The following is a 16,937-nucleotide window of genomic DNA, read 5'->3' on the forward strand; positions in this document are numbered from 1 at the left end:
GTGAGTGCCGACACTACCAGGATGAAGCAGGAAGTAAACGAAGCTCAAAGTCCAATATTGTCCAATCTTGAGTAACTTTGGGTAGGATTTATGTAACGGCTTAGGGGACTCTGTCTTAACCCAAGCGTATTGTATTATTTTAAGCAACTGGGTTTCTGTATTCAGAACTGTTGAAAGTACGATCGCCCTTACGCGATTGAATCAAGGTATTTTGCCATTCTTGGGTCATTACTGAGTTATGAGCGATCGCACTTCCTAATTTAAACCTAATTTTTGTCTAAAAACATATACCACATTTCGCTACAAAAAGTTGCAATTTGAACTCTGTTTTGGTCAAATAAGTAAGCTATCCCTATTTTTAATTATATCTGACGATTCATCAAGTTATTGATTTTTTATTCCTAAGTGTTGCGCCTTAACGACTAAAATTTTACTCGTTGATAAAACACTCGTTTCACATTCTCAGCCACCGTAACGTACAACAGGACGATCGCCCCCAGCACCAGCACAAAACTCAACGGCAACGGTTGAAATCCCAGCAGCCTTCCCAAAGGTGTCCAGGGAATGACGATCGTCACTCCTACGGTAGCCAGCGTCGCCATCAACAAGTATTTTCCGGGTTTACTGTCGAAAATAGATTTTCGAGTACGAACGACCAGCACAACCATCGAAGCAGAGATGACAGACTCCAAAAACCAGCCTGTTCTAAACTGTTGTGGTTGAGCGTGTAGCAGCAACAGCAGCGCCCCAAATGTCAGGTAATCAAAGATTGAGCTCAGCAAACCAAACACAATCATGAAGTTGCGGATAAACTTGATATCCATCCGGCGCGGTTTATTGACTAACTCCTTGTCTACGCGATCGGTTGCAATGGTCAATTCTGGGAAATCAGTTAATAAGTTCGTCAGCAAAATCTGACTCGGAAGCAGAGGCAAAAAGGGCAGAAACAGAGAAATTCCCGCCATGCTAAACATATTACCAAAATTAGCGCTAGTTGCCATAAAGACATATTTTAAAGTGTTGGCAAATGTAATCCGTCCTTCCTTAACACCTTCGATCAGGACATTCAAATCCTTTTCCATCAACACAATGTCAGCAGCTTCCTTGGCAACATCCACGGCACTTTCGACTGAGATACCAACATCAGCGGCATGAAGCGCAGAAGCATCGTTAATGCCATCTCCCAGATATCCCACGACATTCCCTGCTTTTTTAAGGGCGATGATAATCCGCTCTTTTTGATTTGGTTCTACCTCAGCAAAAACATTGGTATTTTGTACTAGGTGCATCAAGGCTTCATCACTGATTTTTTCTAGCTCAGATCCAGTCAAAGCTTTTGATTCACGCAGTCCTACCTGCTGAATAATACTGATAGCAACTGCCTTGCTATCTCCAGTAATCATTTTCGGAGTGATTCCCAGTAATTGCAACTCTTTTAGAGTATCAGCGATGCCAGGTTTTGGCGGATCGAAGAGCGCAAGGTAGCCCAGAAATGTCATGTTTGTTTCATCATCTTTGGTGAAGGAATCTTGCTCACAATCCCGATAAGCCACACCCAAGGCTCTGAATCCTTTACTGCCCAAATCTTCCGCTTGTTGGTGGAGTTTTTGTCGCCGATCCGCAATGTCGATCGTTTTCCATTCAGCAGTTTCAACGGTTGAGCAAACATCCAAAATATTTTTCAGTGCACCTTTGGTAATAATCAAATGCGTGCTGTCTTTTTTGAACAGAATGCTGAGACGTTTGCGGTTAAAGTCATAGGGAACTTCATCGAGCTTTTGATAGCCCGAAATGTCGAATGTTTTGTATTCGCGAATCGCTTTGTCGATCGGATTCACATAACCAGACTCAGATGCGGCATTCAAATAAGCGTAAAGTAAAACCCGATCGCTATTTTCCCCCTCCACATCAACCGCAGAGTGAATTTTCACCTCTCCTTCCGTCAGCGTACCCGTCTTATCGGTGCAAAACACATTCATACTGCCAAAATTCTCGATCGCGGGTAAGCGCTTCACAATCACCCGCTTTTTCGCCATTGTCTGGGCACCGCGCGCCAGGTTAACACTGACGATCGCAGGTAGCAATTGAGGGGTCAAACCCACAGCCAACGCCAGAGAAAACATAAAAGATTCGAGCACAGGGCGATGCAGGTAGACGTTGGCTGCAAAAATTAGAGCGACCAAAACTAGCGTTACTTCCATCAAAAAGTAGCCGAATTTGCTCAGCCCATGTTCAAATTCTGTTTCGGGAGGCCTCAGTTTCAGGCGTTCCGATACTTTGCCGAATTCAGTTTCTTTTCCAGTATGAACAACTACTGCTTTCCCCGTTCCACTAATCACATTGGCTCCCATATAAAGGGAATTGGTGCGTTGATTTAGTCCAGTTTCAGCGGGCAATACACCATTAAATTTGTCAACCGGATAGGTTTCTCCTGTGAGTGCTGCTTCATTCACCGATAAATCTTTTGACTCTAAAACTAGACAGTCGCCGGGAATATTTTTACCTGCACAAAGCACCACAATATCGCCGGGAACTACTTCTTCATTGGGGATTTCTTGAGATTGATTATCCCTCAACACAGTTGCTTTAACTTGCACTAAGGCTAATAATTTTTCGACGGCGTTCGATGCTCCTCGCTCTTGCCAAAATCCTAATAGTCCGCTGATTAGGACGATCGCCAAAATGATGATGGCATCTAGCGCATCTTTCAGAAAAATCGAGAGCACTGCCGCGAAAATCAGAATCACGATAATCGGACTCTTGAACTGATTGAGCAACAGCACGAATGCGCTCGATTTGTGTGTTTGTTTGAGGCTGTTTGCGCCGTACTGGCTTAGGCGTTGTTTTGCATCAGCACGGCTTAATCCTGTGGCTGTAGAGTGCGTCTGCTGAAGCACCTGCTCCGTGGACAAGCTCCAAAATATGGACTGTGGATTCATGATTTTATACCTGATTTGTTTAAAGGTTTTACTATAGCTTTGACAGCCCTAATTTCAGGTGTATGGACACGGCAGTGGTCATTGGTGTCAACTTAACGCCAAACCCCTTCAGAGACTGTTCGCACCGCCCCTACGAATATATTTGAAAAGCACCAGATGCACCCGTTTTAAATTTGCCATCCCTCACGATGCAAACTCATACTCAATCTCTGTAATTCTTCCTTTAAAATAGAGCCGAATGCCTTCTGGATATTCCCATCCCACCTCGCCTTCTAAAGGAATCAGCATCCCATTGCGAACTGAATATTCCCCAAATCTCCCGCACCAAGGCATCGCAGTTAGCTTGTCGCGATAACGAGCCTCAGCCCGCATAGTGGCGATCGCACCTTCAGCATTAAACTGAAATACGACAGAGACAGTGGTTGCACCATCCGTCAAAGTAGCGCGGGCGGAGGTGTCATTAATCGCCTCCCAGCGCACACCTTGACTGGGCAATAGTGCAGTCGGATACCAAGGAGTCTCAGCCAAGAACCGCAATAATTCACCTTGATTGTTTTCAGGCGCACCGTGCATATTTGCAACGGTAAAAAGACCGAGTAATGATGCGTGTAAACTGCCTTCTCCTAACAAATAGGTATCATGAACAAAGGCATTAACTCCTGGTGCCATCTGGATGCGTGCATCCCAATCAAAACCCGGACGTTGAGTCGTCACAAATTGAGTGGCTGTAAACGGACTCCACTTATCTTCAGTTTCACTCAGATTGAACAGTCCCTGCTGAGAGAGTTTGACCGCAGAGGCGATCGCTTGTCCGTCCTTAATTACTGTCTGAAAGAATCGCTGCACGGGTTCTGGCAAGCCTTCGATCTCTTTTTGGTCATAGATTTGGGACTTAATTGTCCGTTGTCCATTTATTAATTTGGCTCGTAGGCGATCGGTGTTTGACTGCCAGCGATAGCTACCATAGATCGCAGCAATTCCCAAGCTGACTACGATTAAAACACCAACAATTGCCATCCACTTAATCCACATGATACTTACCTATGTTTGTTGATTTAGAAGTTGATAGATGGTGATGATAAGAACGATCGTACAAATAAATAGTCGTATATATTGAAAACGTATACTTTGATAGCCAATTAGGAAAATAAATCGCAAAATTTTCCTTTGTTGAATTTGAATACTTCCGTGCAATCAGAGTTAATGGGCAGACGAATCGAAAGGTTAGTAAAATTATAGCTTCTAGAGATACAAATCCATAACCAATCCAGAGCCAGACATCGAGTTTATTGGCGATCGCGGCATACAGCATATAGAAAATCACAAAGTTGAAAAATACCCAGATCGCAGTACAGATATTTGACTTCAAATTTTTAAGTGTAATCTCTGTCAATAGGAATAGATTAAGCACAACCAATCAAGAATCAGGAGACGGCAGTGCCGTTTCCCTACAATTAATTGGGGTAGGGAAACGGCACTGCCGTATCCTCCGTTTCTATTTCGATAGATATAGTTTCAGAATCTGTTAAAGACCAGGTATGATCTGCGGTCAAATCCAAAATAGACTCGTGATAATTACTCAAACTTTCTCGATGTCCAATGCTCAAAAATGTCATACCAGAGGCTTGTAACTGTTGGTATAAATGTTTTTCATTATCAGGATCGAGGGCGCTAGTAGCCTCATCTAAAATGGCGTAGCTAGGTTTGTTGAGCAGAAGATGTGCAAAAATAAGGCGCTGTTGTTCTCCCAAAGATAGAAGCTCCGCCCAGTTTTGTTCAGTGTTAAATCCTCCATGCGTTTGCTCTAAATCGGGTAAATTTACCTGCATCAAAATTTGCCTCAACTGCGAATCTTCAACTTCCGAATCCATATTTGGATACAGCATTTGATCTCGTAACGTCCCTAAAATCATGTAAGGACGCTGCGACAAAAACAACATTTTATCCAGGGTAGGCCGCGAAATTGTGCCACTTCCTGCATCCCACAGTCCAACGATCGCCCTTAACAAAGAACTTTTCCCGCAACCGCTAGGCCCTCTCACCAGCAAACCCTCGCCAGTAGAGAGTTTCACCGATAGATCCTCCACCAAAGTCCGTTGACGGTTCGGTGTTTGAAGGGTCATGTTTTCGATCGCCAGTCGATCGGCAATTTCAGTTTTGATACTTGTTTCCAGGGCGTCCTCAGACTCCTGGGAAGTTGAGCGATCAGTTTCCAAACACTCTAAAAAGGTGTATAAACGCTCGACACCCGCGCCAAAAGTAGCAAGGGATTGAAAGCGTGCCACAATTAGATTGAGCGAGAAAAAGACTCGAATGAAAGCTCCTTGCGCCTCAGTAACTTTACCAACTTCTAAGTCACCCGCAAAAATGCCGGGCGCGACTACAATTGCTGGCAAAATGAAGGGAATAAATTCATAGGCGTTAGTCAGGATATTCAGATTCAACTCCCAAAAAATTAAGCGCTTGAAGTTGTCGAAAGCTTCGACAAATCTGCCTTTGACTTGAGCGGACTCACGCGGTTCTCCCTGATAAAAGGCGATCGCCTCAGCATTTTCCCGCACCCGCACTAAACTAAACCGAAAATCGGCCTCTTTTTTAAGCTGCCCAAAATTGAGTCGCATCAAGGGCTTCCCAAATACCCCAACAGTCGCCAAAGTACCAACCAGCGCGTAGAGTACCAAAAACAAGATTAATGGCTTAGAAATGCCCCAGAGCACGCCACTAAACGCCGCCACAGCCAACAAAGAATCAACTACCGCCAGCAGTAGTTTTAACGATTCTTGGGTAAAATTTTTGACATCTTCAGCAATCCGCTGATCGGGATTATCAATGTCAGCATCGGCATGATTTAGATTATAAAATGCCCGATTCTGGAAATAGCGATCGACAAAATAGTTAGTCAACCATCGCCGCCACTCCAAGCCCAGGCGATCGCGCAAATAATCATAGCCTGCATATAATGGTGCATAAATAACTAATGTCCCGGCAAAAATTAGAATTGTTTGCCAAAATCTAGCTTCATCGTGAGCCGATAATGCCGAAATTAGCTCGCCTCGCTTGTTGTTGAGCAGTACACTTAGTCCTGTGTAGCCAAGGGACAACAGGATCACTAATAGCAATAAGCCGCGCGCGCGCCATTTTTCGTCGCTTGACCAGTAAGATTTGGCGATCGCCCAGAATTGTTTGAGTATAGTTAGATTAAATCGTTGCATTACTTTTTTCATACAAAATTGCTCACCTATTTAATATAATAGGAAAACAGGATTGAAAGCGCAAAAATTCCAAATCTTGGCTTTGAAAAATAGCAGGTGTGTCAAACTGTGTCCAGGAAAGATGGCAGCGCGATCGGCAAGGAGTAGTAGCGGAACATCGCCCCTGGTTCCATAAATTGCTCCATCACTAGCAATCTTTACTGATTACTTTCAAGTATTGCCTTCGTCTACAAAAGTCCTTGAATATTCGTGCCGCGATCGCTGCTAGCTGTTAAGTAGATGGGTTCACCCTTGGAGTTAAAGGATACCCTCGCATCTTTGACATTAAAACCTTGCTGTGGTATAATACACACGAATAGAGCAAGATAGTGATTAGAATGCGGATAAATTATCAAACTAGGATAAATTTACTGGGTTTGAGCGATCGCCTAAAAATCACGACTCACAAGAATAGCGATAGCCTACAGCAAACCCTTTAACAGATAGATAATTGAGGCGATCGCCTAGAACTCACGACTCACAGGAATAGCGATCGCTCACCGCAAACCCTTTAGCAGATAGATAATTGAGGCAATCGCCTAGAACTCACGACTCACAGGAATAGCGATCGCATACAGCAAAACCTCTAGCAGATAGATAATTGAGGCGATCGTCCTTCATCGGAGAAAGCGATCGCAGTAACTTGACAGTTAGCCAAAAACACAGTTATAATGCCCCTAAAAGATCGGCGATCGCACTAAACTGCTATTTGGAGTAATTTTATTAAGCCGACCCAAAAGAGCGGTGATCTCGCTTCATCAAAAAAAGTGGGCATAGCAACCCATAATAATCGCACTTAACCCAAGCCGCTAGTTGTCGCGCACTCATTGATCTCATAATTAACAAGGAAGAATAAATATGATTACAAATAGCCATTTAATTTCAGGTGAAACATTTATTTCTCAAAATAGACCAGATACAACTCACAACTTTCCGCCAGATGATGAAATTAACGAAAAATACAAAAAGGGAGAGATAAGAATTGTAACAGAACAAGCTCGTTATCCACTTGATAGTATAAAAGCTATGCTTGACAGTGCAAAATATATCCTCAATCCTGAATACCAACGTAGAAAAAGGTGGGACAATGCTCGAAAATCTCGTTTGATAGAATCATTCATAATGAATGTACCAATTCCACCTATCTTTCTGTATGAAATAGAATACTCTATTTATGAAGTAATGGACGGACAACAAAGACTGACAGCTATATATGATTTTTATAAAGGAAAATTTGATCTAGAAGGATTAGAGTATTGGCAGGAACTTAATGGGCGAAATTATCAAAATTTACCTGAGCAAGTTAGAAGAGGTATAGATAGACGATATTTGTCTTCTATTATTTTATTGCAAGAAACAGCTAAAAGTAAAGAAGAAGCTGAATATCTCAAACAGATAGTTTTTGAAAGATTGAATAGTGGAGGAGAGAAGCTAACTGCACAAGAAACAAGAAATGCTTTACAAAATGGTAAATTCAACCAATTATGTATAAAACTTTCTCAAAATGAATATTTTCGTAAAATGTGGAATTTACCTTTAGAAAGTCAAGGAGAAAAAAAATTACTTGAAAGTGAGTCTTATCGCAAAATGGAGGATGTTGAATTAGTTTTGCGGTTCTTTGCTTATCGTCATATAGATAAGTTAAAATCCCCAGTAGATAAATTTTTAGATGAGTATTTAAAACAAGCAAATAGTTATCCTGATGAAACAATGAATAAACTTGAAAATATTTTTAATGAGACTATTTACTTAATTTATCAAATATTAGGAAATTCAGCTTTCATCCCTCCATATGAAGGGCGTAACAGAAAAACGCCATTAAAAACTATTTATGATCCAATAATGCAGGTATTTGCAAATAATATTTCTCACAAAGAAATTTTTCTTAAACACAAAGGGACTATAGAGAAGAGTTTATATTCCGGTAGAAAATCACCATTTATACAACAGGAAAAAAGTAAACATCTTTTTGATGGTAGCTATAATAACAAAAAAGATGTAGAAGCACGCATTCAGTATTTTCAAAAATTTCTACAAACCTATATTAAATAAACTTTAGTAGAAATTATGAATATACAATCATTGGAAAACTTCAAAAGAGAATTAAATCAAATTAAAGAATATTTAAAACACATTCAATATGTAAATGATTTAACAGCTTATGCCATTATAGACACTGACAATGGACAAATCAAGGAATTACTTAATAGACTAAAAGAGCATGATAGGGGTTTTAGAACAGATAAACGAATATTTGAATATAAAGCTTCTATTATTTCACTTTATGGACTGCTAGAAAAATATGTAGAAATCTGGATTAAAGAATATCTTGATTCCCTCTCTAAAGTAGTACCTGAATATAATCAAGTGGATGAAAAGATTAGAATTAATCATTTTGAACTGTCTTTAAAATTGATAAATACTATTGCAACCAGAGAAAGTGCTAAATATCAGCATCTTACAAAAGAGGAGGTATTAAAGAAGTTAAATGAATGTATTGTTAATCCTAGCAACTATCAAATTAACACAGAAGCGTTTGTTCTTTTATCAGGTAATTTAAAACATAATAAAATTGTAGAAATATTCAATAAGTTAAGTTTAGATTTAAACGATGAATTACTGAAGAATGAAGAACTTAATAATGAGATCGGTTTAACACCAGAAAGAATTTCCACAATAGGAAAAGATATTTTGTACAATAAAATCAATGATTTAGTTGAAAGACGAAACCAAATTGCTCACGGTTCAGAAAACGTAGAGGATATCAAAAGCATATCTGAATTAGAACCTTATATTCAATTTTTAGAAAAATATTGTCAAGCTATTTTTAAAGCATTATTTGAACAATTTATCAAACAAGAATCAATACATACTTTTCAAAAAATAGAAAAGGTGATTAAAATTTTTAATGATAAAATATTAGCATTTGAGATTGAAAATTATACGATAAAAGTTAAAGATATGCTAATTATTGAAACTAAAGAAGGAAGATTTTATAAAAAACCTATTTTGACCATTCGATTAGATGATCAATCATATCCAGAACTGGCAGTTATAGAAAAAACAAATATTGGTATTAGCGTTGAGCCTAAAATAAAGCCTAACCAAACATTTTACATAATCAAAAAATAGTGCGATCGCTCTTAGTTGAGATTGATCCTACAGGAATAATGGCGATCCTCATATTACCTTAAGCTAATTGGCGATCGCGTTGTCTCAGGCACAGTGCGATCGCCATCGCTGTAGGTGCGTTACTCAACGCGCCTTTTTACTTTTAAACATGATGAATTTGTAATTATCTGATTTTTGGGATGTTCATTAATGTGATCGCTGCTCTTGTCGGTTAAGTGGGATCGCAGATTGATTAAGCTTGACCGATCGCCTTCACCGCAGCAAGATACCGCTCCTTCACATTTTTGTAGTCCAACTCCTCCGCAATTCCTTCGACACTACCACGTTCAATCATATCTGCATGACGCTGTAGTGTGGTTCGGTCTGGTATTCTGTGAGTAAAGGGCGCGATCGCTGATCTTGTAGGTTAAGTGCGATCGCCTAAAAATCACGACTCACAGGAATAGCGATCGCTTTAGGGTGAGTTAATGAAATGTAACGCTCCTTATTTTTGTTTGAACGAAAGCATTCTGTTCGGAAATGTAGGGAGTGAGAGATTTTCCAAGCACATCAAGGTAAAAACTTCGCTACACAATCGATCGCACTACTCCACCCTCAACTCGTAGGGCAGCCCCATTAATCGCAGAAGCTAAGGGACTGGCAACAAACGCAACTAACGCAGCAACTTCAGACGTTGAAGCAAATCGCTGAATTAGGGAAGATGGACGCATCTTAGTAAAAAACTCTTTCTCAACTTGTTCGATCGAAATATTTTGATCCTTCGATAATCCCTGGATAAAGTCTTCCACCCCTTCAGAGCGAGTTGGCCCCGGCAATACCGTGTTTACAGTTACATGACTGCCCACGGTTGTTTCCGCCAAACCGCGACTCAACGCCAATTGTGCAGTTTTAGTCACGCCATAATGAATCATTTCGGCGGGAATATTCAAAGCAGATTCACTAGAGATGAAAATAATCCGTCCCCAATCTTGCTTCAGCATCAGCGGCAAATAATGGCGCGAGAGCCGCACACCGCTCATCACATTCACTTCCAGAATGTTCATCCACTCTTCATCGGAGATATCTTCAAAGGCCTTGGAGCCATAAATTCCTAAGTTATTCACCAAAATATTGACTTCTGGTACTTTTTGAAGTAGCAATTCAACTCCGGCTGGCGTTCCCAAATCGGCAGCAATTCCTTGAAGTTTGGCATTCGGCACACTTTGCTGAATGCGATCGATCGCATTATTTACGCGATCTTGCGTTCTGCCATTGACAATGACCGTCGCTCCTTCTTCGGCAAGTGTGGTAACAATTGCCAGTCCAATTCCACCCGTTGAACCACTAACCAATGCAACTTTGCCTGATAGTTGGAGATCCATATTTTTTTAAACCAAATAACGTCAAACAATTCTCTACAACTTGGGTTAAATTAATCGATCGCACCCTAATCCAACTTTACCACCATTTTGCCAATCATATTAAACAGATTATTCGGGCCTGGCTGCGGCTTGTTGTAACCAGAGATGCTGCCACAAGCGATAATTCGGCCGTGCACGCGCAAGGCTGAAAGCGCCGCTTCAAGGGTTTCGCCTCCTACATTATCGAAATAAACATCAATTCCGTCCGGTGCCGCTTGGTTCAATTGTTCGAGGACTGGGCCAGAATTGTAATTGAAAGCGCGATCGAATCCGCATTCTTCTAGCAGAAACTTGACTTTTTCCGCTGAACCTGCTGAGCCGATAACCTGACATCCGCGCAATTTTGCCAGTTGTCCCGCCACACTTCCCACCGCGCCCGCAGCACCCGAAATAAAAATCACATCGCCTGCTTTAACATCTACCAAATTCAATCCAGCCCAAGCCGTCATCCCCGTCATACCGATCGCACCGAGATAAACCGATAGCGGTTGAATTTCGCTGCTGACAGGATGCAACTCTTTGGGCGCTGCGGTGAAGTATTCCCGCCAGCCAAAGTTGGAAGTGACGGCATCACCAGGCTTGAATTCTGGGGCACGCGATTCGATGACTTCGCCGACTGCGCCGCCTTGTAGAACTTTACCTAACTCGAAGGACGGAACATAGGATTTGCTCTCGTTCATGCGTCCGCGCATATACGGATCGACTGATATATAGCGATTGCGAACGAGCACTTGTCCGTCTTGAAGTGGCTTTATTTCGGTTTGGGCGATCGCAAAATTAGCTGCGGTTGGCATCCCGTTGGGGCGGGAGACTAGGTGAATTTCGCGGCTCATGATATCTGTCATAATTTGCTCCTAACCTGTAAAAGTTGACTGTTTGGGTAAGTCCTGTTGAACTCAGAATTATCCAACCAGCTCAACTAACTTGTAATTCGATCAATGTTTGTGTCCCAGCAGCGTCACTAATCCGAAGCGCTACCATCACACCGAGTGAGTTTTGTCCCGTTAAAACTTCAGTTGGTGAATCGATCGTGTGAGCGTAAGTCACCTCATCTTTACCAACTTCAATCACCAAATCATCTCCTTTTCCAGGGCGATCGTAAACCATCGCATGAAGCGGTGAATTCTTAATCAGTTCTGCATCACCGACTTCTGAACCGATGATTTCGATCGAAATACGCCGTCCGCGATTGCCATCGGTAAACTGATCGAAAAATTCACCCCATCGCTCGCGGGGCACAGATTTGTTGATTTCAATCTTGTTGGTCATTTCCATTTTATTCACCATCATGATTCCTGTAAAAGAGTAGTAAAAAGCAATTGAGCATGAGAGGGCTGTTTTATTCTCAGGAAAACGAGGTTTTTGTAGGGTCGTGCCCCCGTGCCGACCCTCTCATCAACCTGACGGACTCTTGGGAGTGGAATACTCCCCTATTGTTGTTAGTTGAAAGCCTTAGACTGCGATCGACATACTCATTTCCTGACTAATTCTGTCTAGCATTTGCTTCGCCTGACTGACATCGTGATTGCTACCTGTCACCAGGATAATAAACTCGCCTGCTTGGATTTGAGTGTCATACTTCACCACCTCATGCTTCGGGATTCCTAAGCCTCCCAAGGCAACAGCCAATCCTCCTACAGCAGCGGTACCAACGCCACCAACAACCGTTCCTTCCAACCAACCCGCCAACACCCCCGCAATGGGGCCAGCAACGACTATAGGAGCCATTCCCGGAATAAACAGCACTCCAGCCCCGGCTAAAATGCCAAATAAACCTCCGACGAAGCTACCCCAATAACCACCACCTGCGGCTCCAGCTTTGGCTGTATCTTTCCAGGTGAGAAATCCGCGCACGTGTTCAGTTGTGTGGTAGTCTTTGCCAATTATCGAGAGCTTTTGCATATCGAAGCCTTTTTTTTGCAGCTCCAATACAACTCTTTCAGCTTCTGAATGGGAGGGGAAATGACCAACAATTGTATGTGTGTATGACATGAGTTTGTTTCCTTTGTTATTTGTCCGCATGACGGACAAAATTTTTGATTTTTGATTTGCTTTTTATCTTTTAACGTTCGATTTCACCTCGTCGAGTTTCGATTGAATCTCAGCTTTGGTTTCTTTCGCCGTTCACTGAAACTTTAACAAGAATTTCCCAATATAATCTCTACCTTTTGATTGAATATTCACACAAATTTTCAAGCCTAATCTATACCTTTTGAATATTTTAAGAGGATTTTATGACAAACAAAAACAGCGGAATAATTGCCATTATTCCGCTCATAAGCATCCATTCTAAATTAGGTCAAATTTGGCGCATTTGAAAAGCGAAAGTCAGGACACGGCAGTGCCGTGTCCCTACAATTAATCTGCGTAGGGAAACGGCACTGCCGTCTCCTCTTCCTACAATTAATCAGCGTAGGGACACGGCATTGCCGTCTCCTCTTCCTACAATTCCTCTTCCTACAATTAATCAGCGTAGGGACACGGCATTGCCGTCTCCTCTTCCTACAATTAATCGGCGTAGGGAAACGGCATTGCCGTCTCCTCCTTACTTAGTAGTTCCCGCAGCAGTTGTGGCATCTAATCTGGTGCAAATCGCTTTCAAGGTAGCTGCTTCGGCTTCTTCCATCGTCGCCATTGCGAATAAAATCGCTGTATTCGCATAGTCTTCAGCTTTATCGGCTCGATGTTCGAGTTTCTTGACTTCGCGACTCGTCTTCCATTCCTCGACGTTCGACTTCACCTCAGATTCTGTTTCCTCGAATTGAGTTTGGAGCTTTGCCCGATACCGATCAAATTCTTGTTTCTTAGCTTCTAGATTTGTCTTCATTCCGTCAAGTTTCGATTGCAGCTCAGCCTCAGTATTTTTCGTTGCAGATTGAACGCTTTCCTTCAGCAATTTTGCCCGATCTTCAATCGCTTCTAAATTGTCGTGGAGTTGTTTGGTGAAGTTGTCAATTGTCGTACTCATGGTGATTCCTCTAGTTGAGTTTATCGGACTTGTCGATAGTGTTATTCAATTGCCATTGGGCCACAAAAGTCTTTGTTGTTAGTGACCTCATCTACTGGTGAAAGACTGAAACAACTCTTTAATGATTTGATGCTGCTGAGTTATTATTTTCAATACTAGCTTTAAAATGTGAAGGAAATCTGAGGTTTTTGTAAAATAAATATATCGCTAATTTATCACTATAGAGATGTGTTTTGGCGCATCAGAACGGTTGTCAATTCCGGCTGCGCCGTCAGGTGACAAGCGAGGATACGGCAGTGCCGTTTCCCTACGCCAGATAATTGTAGGGAAACGGCACTGCCGTGTCCTGATTTCTCCCAAATACGGGCTGTGGATTGATTATTTGATACCTGATTTTTAAATTTTACACAAGCAACCTTTGCTGCTAGAACTAATGTTTTCCCGTCTCTGACTATGGCCTGACTTTTGTAGTTTGTTTCAACAGTTCAAACCAAAGCAAGCTAATCAATCCACCGCCCAAACAGATCGCTAGATCGATCGCACTTAGCAGAGAAAAGCTAAACAAATGACGCAAAAACGGGACATACAGCACCAACCCAAGGAACAGCAGTCCCCCCACCAAGCACCCACCACAGCGCAGGATTTGGGGATTTCAGTATTTTAAAGCTGAGGTGCGAGGTTGAACCGGGAGCTCAAAATTAGTCCTAAATTTGCCAAAATTAACGTCGTAAACGTTAACGCACGGGCATCAAATTCGCCTTGTCTGCGATATAGGGCGATCGCAAAAATCGCCAGCACGATCGCCAAAATTCCGCCCCCTTGCAACACAGCCAACGAAAGCGTTTTCTTGCCAAATAAAGGTTCTTTAGGGTTGCGGGGAGGGCGCTGCATCACCGTGGCTTCTGCGGGTTCGGCTTCTAGCACGATCGAGCAAGCTGGATCGATAATTAAATGTAAAAATGCCACGTGAACCGGAAGCAATACTAACGGTAACTTAAACAATACTGGAATCAAAGACATTCCGGCGATCGGGATATGAATCGCAATCAGATATGACATGGCTTTGCGGAGATTGTCAAAAATTCTGCGCCCCAGTTTGACTGCTTGGACGATCGACGAAAAATCATCATCTAATAACACCAAAGCCGCAGATTCACGAGCCACATCCGTGCCTCGCTCACCCATCGCAATCCCAATTTGGGCAGCTTTGAGAGCAGGAGCATCATTCACGCCATCTCCCGTCATTGCCACAACTTCACCCTTGGATTTCAAAGCATTAACTAACCGCAACTTGTGTTCGGGAACGGCTCGTGCAAAGATATTTGTACTTTGAATCCGCTGCTCTAATTCAGCATCGCTCATGCCATCTAATTCTGATCCGGTGACAATGGCTCCCATCTGCATCAATTCAACTTGACGGGCAATACTTTGAGCAGTTTCTGGATAATCACCGGTAATCATTACGACTCGAATTCCAGCGCTATAACATTCTTGAATCGCCGCCTTAACGGTTGGACGTACTGGATCGGACAGTCCCACTAATCCGATAAATTCAAACGGAAAGTCATGTTGTTTTTCCGGTAAACGATCGATATTCAGCGACGGGTGAGGTGGCAAAAATGGCGGCGGCGCACCAACAAGTGAGGCTTTGGCAACACCTAATACCCGCAATCCTTGACTTGCCATTTGACTAACTTGCGCTGCCATCATTTGCTGCTGTTGGGGCGTGAAATGGCAGAGATCCGCGATCGCCTCCGGTGCTCCTTTTGCCGCAACTTCATACAATTTGCGATTCGGCATAGCCGACGCTTCGCTAACGGCTGACTCCCAAACGTGAGACATTGCCAATAGATGCGGTGACAGCGGATATTCTCGCAACAGTTTCCAATCGCCGTGCAAATGTTCGGTATCCGCCAAATAGCGTGAAGCGAAGCTATCCCGAAGGGAATCGCCCAATTGCTTAAACGCTTTTTCCATTGGATCGAATGGATCTCTTTGGCTTGCCAGAATACAGAACTCAACTAATTGATGAACTGCTTCTGGGAGTGCTTCTGATGAATGTAATCCCAAATCATAAGGCTGAGGGTTTTCTGCCTGGTTGTAGGCTAACAACTGCTGCACAGCCATCTGATTTTGAGTCAGCGTCCCGGTTTTATCGACGCACAAAACGGTTGCGGAACCTACAGTTTCAACGGCTGAGGCGCGACGTGCTAAGACATGATTCTGAGAAATCCGCCAAGCTCCCAAGGCTAAGAAGATTGTCACAACTACCGGAAATTCATTCGGCAAAATTGCCATCGCTAAGGTAATGCCGGCGAGCACTCCTTTAAGCCAATCTCCTGTAGTGAATCCATAGATTACAACAATTGCCACACAAAGCGATAAAGCAATGCCAAACAAACGACTAACCAATCGATTCATTTCCTGTTGTAAAGGCGTCGTTTCTGGCTTGATTTTCTGCAAAGCCTTGCCAATCTTGCCCATTTCTGTTTGAGCGCCGATCGCCTTAACTTGAACAATTCCCTGTCCCTGAACCACCAATGTGCCAGAATACACAAACGGCAATTCATCGCCTCCGGGACGCGCCATCTCCACGTTACCCACAGCGGTAACTTTGCGAACCGGTAGGGATTCCCCGGTTAATAACGACTCATCGGTTGAGAGATTTGAGCAAGATAGGACGATCGCATCCGCAGACACGCGATCGCCCTCCGCGAGCACTAAGAAATCGCCTCGAACCACTTCTCGCCCCGCAATTCGTTTTCGTTCCCCATCCCGAATCACCAAGGCGCGAGGGCTGGAAAGATCGCGCAGGGCTTCTAGGGCGTGTTCGGTTTTGCCTTCCTGGTAGAGACTAATTCCGGTGATAAACAAGACGAAACCTATCAGAATTAAGGCTTCTTGTAAGTCGCCTAAAATCCAATAAATGATACCACCGCCGACGAGTAAGAGAAAAATCGGATCTTGAATGGTGTTCCAGGCGATCGATAACAGATTGCGCGACTCAGCCGAGGGGAGTTCGTTGTAGCCGTCGTCTTTGAGTCTGGCGATCGCATTTAGCTCAGATAAGCCGATCGCAGTATTGGGATCGAAAGTCGCAACCATATTTCTTTTTCCTATGAAATATTAAAAATAGATCGATCTCAGTATTGTCAGCAACAGGCAAGATGCCTGTTCCACAAGAAATTCACTCTTTAGTGGAACAGGCATCTTGCCTGTTCCTAATTGTCAGCAACAGGCAAGATGC

The 16,937-nt window shown here is 42.9% G+C and carries 12 protein-coding genes; 2 read left to right on the top strand and 10 right to left on the bottom strand.

The annotated features are described in order from the left end of the window. Positions 1-422: 422 nt before the first annotated feature. The 3 genes from mgtA to JGK11_RS30055 form a co-directional block, all read right to left on the bottom strand. Positions 423-2,939, bottom strand: coding sequence for a magnesium-translocating P-type ATPase (mgtA, locus tag JGK11_RS30045; RefSeq protein WP_293214091.1), 2,517 nt, complete (start codon positions 2,937-2,939; stop codon positions 423-425). 183 nt (positions 2,940-3,122) lie between these two features. Then, entirely contained in the window at positions 3,123-3,971 is an 849-nt protein-coding gene (locus tag JGK11_RS30050; protein WP_293186943.1) for a DUF6544 family protein, read from the bottom strand. A 422-nt stretch (positions 3,972-4,393) separates the two neighbouring features. Then, a complete protein-coding gene (locus tag JGK11_RS30055; protein ID WP_293214094.1) occupies positions 4,394-6,163 on the bottom strand; it encodes an ABC transporter ATP-binding protein/permease in 1,770 nt (589 codons plus the stop codon). An 885-nt stretch (positions 6,164-7,048) separates the two neighbouring features. Here JGK11_RS30055 and JGK11_RS30060 point away from each other — a divergent pair. Both JGK11_RS30060 and JGK11_RS30065 read left to right on the top strand, forming a co-directional pair. Next, positions 7,049-8,242: a DUF262 domain-containing protein gene (locus JGK11_RS30060; RefSeq protein ID WP_293207953.1), complete on the top strand. Its 1,194-nt coding sequence runs from the start codon at positions 7,049-7,051 to the stop codon at positions 8,240-8,242. Positions 8,243-8,257: 15 nt separating this feature from the next. After that, complete coding sequence (locus JGK11_RS30065) at positions 8,258-9,322, top strand: MAE_28990/MAE_18760 family HEPN-like nuclease (protein ID WP_293214097.1); 1,065 nt, start codon at positions 8,258-8,260, stop codon at positions 9,320-9,322. Between the two features lie 566 nt (positions 9,323-9,888). Here JGK11_RS30065 and JGK11_RS30070 read toward each other — a convergent pair. The 7 genes from JGK11_RS30070 to JGK11_RS30100 form a co-directional block, all read right to left on the bottom strand. Continuing rightward, on the bottom strand, positions 9,889-10,683 hold the full coding sequence (locus JGK11_RS30070; RefSeq protein ID WP_293186951.1) for an SDR family oxidoreductase: 795 nt from the start codon (positions 10,681-10,683) through the stop codon (positions 9,889-9,891). A gap of 65 nt (positions 10,684-10,748) precedes the next feature. Continuing rightward, a complete protein-coding gene (locus JGK11_RS30075; protein WP_293186952.1) occupies positions 10,749-11,567 on the bottom strand; it encodes an NADP-dependent oxidoreductase in 819 nt (272 codons plus the stop codon). A 70-nt stretch (positions 11,568-11,637) separates the two neighbouring features. Continuing rightward, a complete protein-coding gene (locus JGK11_RS30080) occupies positions 11,638-12,012 on the bottom strand; it encodes a DUF5335 family protein (RefSeq protein WP_293203461.1) in 375 nt (124 codons plus the stop codon). A 162-nt stretch (positions 12,013-12,174) separates the two neighbouring features. Further along, positions 12,175-12,714 (bottom strand): general stress protein, encoded by a 540-nt coding sequence (locus JGK11_RS30085; RefSeq protein WP_293214100.1) that lies wholly within the window; start codon positions 12,712-12,714, stop codon positions 12,175-12,177. Positions 12,715-13,267: 553 nt separating this feature from the next. Continuing rightward, positions 13,268-13,690 (bottom strand): hypothetical protein, encoded by a 423-nt coding sequence (locus JGK11_RS30090; protein ID WP_293207946.1) that lies wholly within the window; start codon positions 13,688-13,690, stop codon positions 13,268-13,270. 451 nt (positions 13,691-14,141) lie between these two features. Further along, positions 14,142-14,282: a hypothetical protein gene (locus JGK11_RS30095; protein ID WP_293186958.1), complete on the bottom strand. Its 141-nt coding sequence runs from the start codon at positions 14,280-14,282 to the stop codon at positions 14,142-14,144. 68 nt (positions 14,283-14,350) lie between these two features. Then, positions 14,351-16,795 (bottom strand): HAD-IC family P-type ATPase, encoded by a 2,445-nt coding sequence (locus JGK11_RS30100; RefSeq protein WP_293214102.1) that lies wholly within the window; start codon positions 16,793-16,795, stop codon positions 14,351-14,353. Positions 16,796-16,937: the final 142 nt, after the last annotated feature.

The organism is Microcoleus sp. PH2017_34_RAT_O_A, assembly GCF_020737885.1.
Taxonomy (GTDB): Bacteria; Cyanobacteriota; Cyanobacteriia; order Cyanobacteriales; family Microcoleaceae; genus Microcoleus.

Bases quoted from the DNA above. Each gene is read 5' to 3' on its own strand.
- JGK11_RS30085 (WP_293214100.1), bottom strand. From the start codon at position 12,714: ATGTCATACACACATACAATTGTTGGTCATTTCCCCTCCCATTCAGAA.
- JGK11_RS30050 (WP_293186943.1), bottom strand. From the start codon at position 3,971: ATGTGGATTAAGTGGATGGCAATTGTTGGTGTTTTAATCGTAGTCAGC.
- JGK11_RS30060 (WP_293207953.1), top strand. From the start codon at position 7,049: ATGATTACAAATAGCCATTTAATTTCAGGTGAAACATTTATTTCTCAA.
- JGK11_RS30080 (WP_293203461.1), bottom strand. From the start codon at position 12,012: ATGATGGTGAATAAAATGGAAATGACCAACAAGATTGAAATCAACAAA.
- JGK11_RS30065 (WP_293214097.1), top strand. From the start codon at position 8,258: ATGAATATACAATCATTGGAAAACTTCAAAAGAGAATTAAATCAAATT.
- JGK11_RS30070 (WP_293186951.1), bottom strand. From the start codon at position 10,683: ATGGATCTCCAACTATCAGGCAAAGTTGCATTGGTTAGTGGTTCAACG.
- mgtA (WP_293214091.1), bottom strand. From the start codon at position 2,939: ATGAATCCACAGTCCATATTTTGGAGCTTGTCCACGGAGCAGGTGCTT.
- JGK11_RS30100 (WP_293214102.1), bottom strand. From the start codon at position 16,795: ATGGTTGCGACTTTCGATCCCAATACTGCGATCGGCTTATCTGAGCTA.
- JGK11_RS30055 (WP_293214094.1), bottom strand. From the start codon at position 6,163: ATGAAAAAAGTAATGCAACGATTTAATCTAACTATACTCAAACAATTC.
- JGK11_RS30075 (WP_293186952.1), bottom strand. From the start codon at position 11,567: ATGACAGATATCATGAGCCGCGAAATTCACCTAGTCTCCCGCCCCAAC.
- JGK11_RS30090 (WP_293207946.1), bottom strand. From the start codon at position 13,690: ATGAGTACGACAATTGACAACTTCACCAAACAACTCCACGACAATTTA.